The organism is Photorhabdus hainanensis (genome assembly GCF_018448965.1).
Taxonomy (GTDB): domain Bacteria; phylum Pseudomonadota; class Gammaproteobacteria; order Enterobacterales; family Enterobacteriaceae; genus Photorhabdus; species Photorhabdus akhurstii.
Window position 1 is genome coordinate 1 of sequence record NZ_RCWD01000160.1, and the last position, 252, is coordinate 252.

The following is a 252-nucleotide window of genomic DNA, read 5'->3' on the forward strand; positions in this document are numbered from 1 at the left end:
TAAGCTCAAAATTTTGTTCTGGGATACCAATGGCTTCTGGCTCTACTACCGCCGGCTGGAAAAAGGCCGCTTTCAGTGGCCCGCTCCGGTGTCAGACGGCACGGTACACATTACACGCCAGCAACTGTTGTGGTCTAATATTCCCGGACACATCAAAAGCCTGTTAATGTGACAACAGTCAATTGAGGTGTAGTCTATGAACAATCATCAAACTAAACGTCGCTTCTCCACGGAATTCAAGCTGGAGGCGAT

General features: G+C 48.4%; 1 protein-coding gene. It reads left to right on the forward strand.

Translation table 11 applies throughout. The features are described 5' to 3' along the window. Positions 1-13 precede the first annotated feature (13 nt). A complete protein-coding gene (tnpB, locus tag EAE92_RS25570) occupies positions 14-172 on the forward strand; it encodes an IS66 family insertion sequence element accessory protein TnpB (protein ID WP_422616074.1) in 159 nt (52 codons plus the stop codon). Positions 173-252 lie beyond the last annotated feature (80 nt).